General features: G+C 70.6%; 6 protein-coding genes. All 6 read left to right on the top strand.

The window, feature by feature from the left end:
• Nucleotides 1–480: 480 nt before the first annotated feature.
• The 6 genes from AB0I59_RS41945 to AB0I59_RS41920 all read left to right on the top strand — a co-directional run bounded on the left by AB0I59_RS41945 (nucleotide 481) and on the right by AB0I59_RS41920 (nucleotide 5,404).
• Nucleotides 481–684 (top strand): hypothetical protein, encoded by a 204-nt coding sequence (locus AB0I59_RS41945; RefSeq protein WP_358142637.1) that lies wholly within the window; start codon nucleotides 481–483, stop codon nucleotides 682–684.
• 294 nt (nucleotides 685–978) lie between these two features.
• Nucleotides 979–1,890 (top strand): ABC transporter ATP-binding protein, encoded by a 912-nt coding sequence (locus AB0I59_RS41940; RefSeq protein ID WP_061259809.1) that lies wholly within the window; start codon nucleotides 979–981, stop codon nucleotides 1,888–1,890.
• Between the two features lie 86 nt (nucleotides 1,891–1,976).
• Entirely contained in the window at nucleotides 1,977–2,702 is a 726-nt protein-coding gene (locus AB0I59_RS41935) for a hypothetical protein (RefSeq protein WP_358142634.1), read from the top strand.
• Nucleotides 2,702–3,520 carry a hypothetical protein gene (locus AB0I59_RS41930; RefSeq protein ID WP_358142631.1) on the top strand — a complete coding sequence of 273 codons (819 nt, stop codon included), beginning with the start codon at nucleotides 2,702–2,704 and terminating at the stop codon, nucleotides 3,518–3,520. Before AB0I59_RS41935 ends, AB0I59_RS41930 begins: the two co-directional genes overlap by 1 nt.
• A 10-nt stretch (nucleotides 3,521–3,530) precedes the next feature.
• Nucleotides 3,531–4,709 carry a sensor histidine kinase gene (locus tag AB0I59_RS41925; protein ID WP_358142628.1) on the top strand — a complete coding sequence of 393 codons (1,179 nt, stop codon included), beginning with the start codon at nucleotides 3,531–3,533 and terminating at the stop codon, nucleotides 4,707–4,709.
• Nucleotides 4,706–5,404 carry a response regulator gene (locus tag AB0I59_RS41920; RefSeq protein WP_061259813.1) on the top strand — a complete coding sequence of 233 codons (699 nt, stop codon included), beginning with the start codon at nucleotides 4,706–4,708 and terminating at the stop codon, nucleotides 5,402–5,404. Before AB0I59_RS41925 ends, AB0I59_RS41920 begins: the two co-directional genes overlap by 4 nt.
• The last annotated feature ends 402 nt before the right edge of the window (nucleotides 5,405–5,806 follow it).

Raw genomic sequence — 5,806 nt, 5'->3', positions numbered from 1 at the left:
GCCGCGGCCTTAGTGGGGACACTGTCCCACCCGGCCCAGGCGACCTGAGGCGGCTCGTGCACCACCGGCCCGAACGGTCCCGCGTGCCATTCGCCTGTGCTCTTCCACGCGCTCCACCCCCGCGCCCTTCGGGGCGCCGTCCGCCGTGCTCTGAGCCGTGCGGCGAGCCTGCCCGCCCGATCGTCGCGCGATCAACCGGATTTTCCGCCGGCTCCGCGTGTGCGAGGGGCCGCTGCCGGATGCCCGGAAAGCTCGCCCGCGGCCGTTGACACAAGATCATCGGAGTAATCCGACCACCCCGTAACACCCGGCGGCAACACGCCGAACGTCTGCTGAGGGCGCCATCACTGGGATAAGAAAAACGGCGACGGCACCATTACGCGGGTCGAGTGGGGCGGGGACCTGGGGAGCGGGACGCGGTACACACTCATTTACGAAAACCGGGCCGGCACCACCACCACCTCGCCGGCGCCGTCCGGCGTGCTGACGCCCCGTCGCCCCGGCGGGGTCGTCCCGGATGGATACGACAACCCCGGCGGCATCGGCCCCGGCGACATCTTCGACTACTACATTCCTCCGCCTGCGCCCACTGATTCCTCGGGGGGCGGCGGCAGCCACGACTCCGCCTGCGACGGGGTCTACGTCCCCTGTCCGCCGAGGTCCACCTTCGCCAACCTGGCCTGACCGTCCCGAGATCCCCGGGGCCCGTGCCCCGGGGATCTCGCGTATGCCTCTGAACCACCGACGGGAAAGACATTGGCCTGGCCGAGCTGAACCCGGTACGTCCCCGGCGATTGGTGTTCGGCGCAGCAGTCCCACTCGCCGCCTTCCAGCAGAGCTGAGTCCGAGGCGCGGTGCGAGGCCCCCTCCTTGAGGAGGAGGTCGCGTGCCCGCGGTGCCGATTTCTCGTCCGCGCGACCGAGGCCGCGACCCGGCGACCATTCGTAGCGTCGCTGCCATGAAAGAAGCGGTGAGCGCATGATCGAAGCGCGCGGACTCACGAAGGTCTACCGAGACACGACGGCCGTGGACGGGCTCGACTTCCGGGTCGAACCCGGGCACGTCACCGGCTTTCTGGGCCCCAACGGCGCAGGCAAGTCGACCACGATGCGGATGATCCTCGGCCTCGACCGACCCACGTCGGGGTCGGTGAAGGTCAACGGCCGGGAGTACCAGGGCCTGGTCTGGCCGCTGCACCAGGTGGGCGCGTTGCTCGACGCGCGGGCGGTGCACCCGGGCCGGTCGGCGTACAACCATCTGCGCAGCCTCGCCGCGGCGAACGGCATCGCCCGTATCCGCGTTGACGAGGTGTTGGAGACGGTCGGACTGACCGGAGTGGCGCGGAAGCGGGTGGGCGGCTTCTCGCTGGGCATGTCGCAGCGGCTGGGGATCGCCGGGGCGTTGCTGGGGGACCCGGGCGTACTGCTGTTCGACGAGCCGGTCAACGGGCTCGACCCGGACGGCATCCTGTGGATCAGGACGCTGATGCGCTCGCTCGCCGCCGAGGGCCGGACGGTGCTCGTCAGCAGCCACCTCATGAGCGAGATGGCGCTCACCGCCGACCGGTTGCTGATCATCGGTGAGGGTCGGCTGCTGGCCGACTCCGCAATGAACGAACTGATCGCGCGGCACTCCGCCGGTCGCGTCGAGGTACGCGCGGCCGACCCGCTCCGCCTCGCCGACGATCTGCGCGCCCGTGGCGGCCGGGTCGAGGCCGGAGCGGACGGCATGCTGCTGGTCATGGGCCTCGGTTCGGTGCGGATCGGCGAAGCGGCCGCGGCCGGCGGCCACGTCCTGCACCAACTGCGGGATGTCACCGCGTCGTTGGAAGAGGCGTACTTCCGGCTCACCGAGGACAGCGTCACCTACCGGGCACCGGTACCGGCATGAGCGCCTCTCCGACGTTCACGGGTTCCGCGCCGCGTGGGACGCGGGTCCGCGCGACCTTGCGCAGCGAATGGATCAAACTGTGGTCCGTGCGCTCCGTTCCGGTCTCCCTGGTGGCAACTGCCGTCGCGATGCTGCTCGGTGCCTGGCTCCTCGGTGCAGGCTACCGATCGGAGTGGCACGAGATGGCCGCCTCGGAGCGTACGTCGTTCGACCCCACCTACGCGTGCCTGCAGAGCGCCAATTTGGCGCAGTTGCTCATCGGCGCGCTCGGAGTGTTGACCGTGACGGGCGACTACGAGACCGGCCTGATCCGCGCGACGTTCACCGCGACGCCGCAGCGCGGGCAAGTGCTGGCCCTCCGTGCGGCGCTCTTCGCAACGGTCGTGCTACTCCTCGGGGCCACGGTGTCGCTCGCGGCGTTCGCGGTCGGGCAGAGCCAGTTCACCGAGCCCGTGCCGCACGCGACGCTCGGCCAGACCGGAGTCCTGCGCGCGGTGCTCGGCGTCGGCCTGTACCTGATGCTGATCGCCGTATTCGGCATGGGTCTTGGGGTGTTGACGCGTTCGACCACGCTGGCGTTGACCGCGCTCTTCGGGATCCTGCTCATCGTGCCGTCGGTCCTGACCATGCTGCCGGGACGCGGTGCCGAGGGCATTCTGCCGTACCTGCCTGCCGTGGCCGGCTCCCAGGTGCTGCACGTGGTACGCAGCGGCAACAGCCTCGGCCCATGGCAGGGCACGGCGTTGCTGGCGCTGTACGTGGCGACGACGGGGGCGGCCGCGCTGGTGATGCTCCGCAGGAGGGATGTCTGATGTGCGCAGTCATCGAGCGCCGAACGGCCGCCAGGTCGGCACGGCTACGGGCTGCGGTCGTCGCCGAATGGATCAAGGTGCGTTCGCTGCGCTCGCTTCCGACGGCCCTGCTCGCGGCGGCAGTCTTCAGCATCGGGCTCGCGGTGCTCGTCTGCGCGAGTTTCCACGCGCGCTGGGACGCACTGCCCGCCGAACGCCACCGGGCGTTCGATCCGATCGACACCAATCTCGGGTTTCTGCAGATCACTCCGGTGTTCTTCGCATCCCTTGGCGCGTTGGTGATCACGAGCGAGTACGGCTGCGGCCTGATCCGCGGCACGTTCGCCGCGACCCCACAGCGCGGACTGGTCATCGCCGCCAAAGCGCTGCTCGTCGGCGTCATCGGGTGGATCGCCGCGACCGCGATCACGTGCGCGGCGTTCCTCCTCGGCCAAGGGCGCCTGGCCGGGGCGGCGCCGCACGTCGGCCTCGGCAGCCCGGGTGCGGCGCGGGCGGTGCTCGGTGGCGGGCTCTACCTGGCCCTGGCCGCCCTGCTGGGCATGTTCGTCGGCGTCCTGGCGCGCAGCACCGCCGTCGCCGTCTCCGGGGTCTTCGCGATTCTCCTCGTCCTTCCGACCATGGTCGATAACCTTCCGCACAAGTTCCTGTGGCGGCTCACCGTGCCGTACCTGCCGTCCAACCTCGGCCTGTCGGTATGGCACCACGGCCACCTGCCGCCTGATCTGGCACGACCTGGCGTCGGTGTCCTGGGGCTCGTGGCATGGGTCGTCGCGATCGCGGCCCTCGGCACGGTACGTGTGCGCAAGCGCGATGCGTGAAGGGGCGTCCATGCTGAGCACTGTCAGACACCGCGGACCCCGTGGTGCGGCCACCGACGCGGCGCTCGCGGCGGCAGTCCTGGGCTGTGTCTCCGTCAGCACCACCGACAGAATCCCGCACTGGCTGCCGCACTATGTCCCCCTCCTGGGCGGGCTGGCGCAGGCTGTACTCGTCCTGCTATGGCGGCGGCGCGCGCCGGGCGCCGTCCTCGGAGGCTGCACGATACTCGGGGCCTTCATGATCGCCACCGGCGTTCCTGTGCTGCCTGCCGTTACCGGCACGGCAGTTGCCGCGTACGCGACCGTCGTCTACGGGTCGGCCGCGCCCGGGATCGCCGGAGCGGGCGCGTCGGTGGCCGCAGTCGTTCTCGTCGGGACCAACGCACTGCCCGGATCGCAGAGAGGCCCGACCAGTGACGGCTGGATGGGATCGGTTGCCATGGCGCTGATCGTCGCGGTCGCCGGGGTGGCGGGGTACGCGGTGCGTACCCGCCGCGCATACGTCGCGGAACTCGAGGAACGCGCGGCCCGCTTGGAGCGCGAGGAAGGCGAACGCGCCGCGCGCGCCGTGGCCGACGAACGGCTGCGCATCGCCCGCGAACTGCACGACGTCATCGGGCATTCGATCAGTCTGATCGCCGTGCAGTCGGAGGCGGCCGGTCGATCGATTCGCACCAACCCCGTAGCCGTGCCGGGGTTCCTCACCACCATCTCGGCCAGCAGCCGCGAGGCGCTCGCCGAGATGCGGCGCGTCTTGGCGGTGTTGCGGCCGGACGGCGACGACGGCGACCTCGAACCCCAGCCCGGCCTCGACGCGTTGCCCGAACTGGTGGCACGCGTCCAAGCCGCGGGTCTTCCGGTGCGCCTCGACCTCGAACCGCGCGCGCTGCCCTCGGGCGTGGGACTCGCCGTGTACCGCATCGTCCAAGAAGCCCTCACCAACACGCTCAAACACGCCGGACCCGCGACCGCCCACGTCACCGTCGCCCGCACGGACAGCGCGGTCATCGTCACCGTCCTCGACGACGGCCGTGGCCCCGACGGACCCGCCCCGGCCGCCGCACACGGCCTCGTCGGCATGCGCGAACGGGCCGCGATGTACGACGGAACCCTGCACGCCGGACCGGGCCCGCACGGGGGCTTCGAGATCCGCGCCGTGCTGTCCACGCCCGAAGAGGGGACGCCATGACCATCAAGGTCCTCATCGCCGACGACCAGGCCCTCGTGCGCGCCGGGCTGCGCGCGGTCCTCGACTCCGAACCAGGCATGGACGTCATCGGCGAGGCCGCCGACGGAGCCGATGCGGTCGAGGCAACCCGGCGGCTGCGCCCCGACGTTGTGCTCATGGACGTACGCATGCCCAGGCTGGACGGTGTATCCGCCACCCGCGCGCTGCTCGGCACACAGACCCCGGTGCCGTGGCGCATCGTGATCCTGACGACGTTTCACCTCGACGACTACGTGGTCCAGGCCCTGCGCGCGGGCGCGTCGGGGTTTCTGCTCAAGGACTCGACGGCAGATCAACTCGTCGAGGCCGTAAGGGTAATCGCCGCCGGAGAGGCCATGCTGGCCCCATCCGTCACTCGCCGCCTCTTGGAACGCATGGCCGTCGAACCTGCGCCCACACCCACGGACGGCAGGGACCTGCGCGAACTGCTGTCCGCACGCGAGACGGACGTGCTCTTGTTGGTCGCCCGCGGCCTGTCGAACGCCGAGATCGCGGCATCACTGCACCTGGCGGAAACCACGGTGAAGAGCCACGTGCAGAGCGTGCTGCTCAAACTCGGCGTGCGCGACCGGCTCCAGGCCGCGGTCGCAGCGTACGAATCGGGGCTCGTACAGCCGCGTCCCCGGCCGCCGCGGGCGCACCCGGGGAGCCGCTGACCTCGAAACCCCGCCGGGCCCGCCGCATGGTGACTAAGAGGTCCTAACAAAATGATCTCCGTCCGTGTCCGCGCGGGGGATTCGTAGTGTTGAGTGATCCGGCCGGGCTCAGAGACGAGCTCCAGGCGTTGATGCCGCTCACGCTGCCCTACACCGACGCCCTGACCGCCCACGGGTTCCGCCGGGGGCGTCAGGGTGACACCGATTGCCCTCGTCGATCCGCCGGCTCCGTAGTGTGCTGGCCCGGCAGCCTTGGCCTCCGTCGGCGCTGTGACCAGGTGGGGGCTCGATGGATCACGACTGCCAATCCGGGCCCCGGTCGAGGCCCGGACTCGTGAGCGTGCGGGTTCGCTCAGCCGTCAATGCGGTGGGTGGTCCAGAACGATGACAGGTCGACCGAGG

Origin of the sequence: Microtetraspora glauca (assembly GCF_040656155.1) — a bacterium.
Classification (GTDB): domain Bacteria; phylum Actinomycetota; class Actinomycetes; order Streptosporangiales; family Streptosporangiaceae; genus Microtetraspora; species Microtetraspora glauca.
Note: the sequence above shows the minus strand (reverse complement) of the source record. Positions and strands in the feature narration are given on the sequence as shown.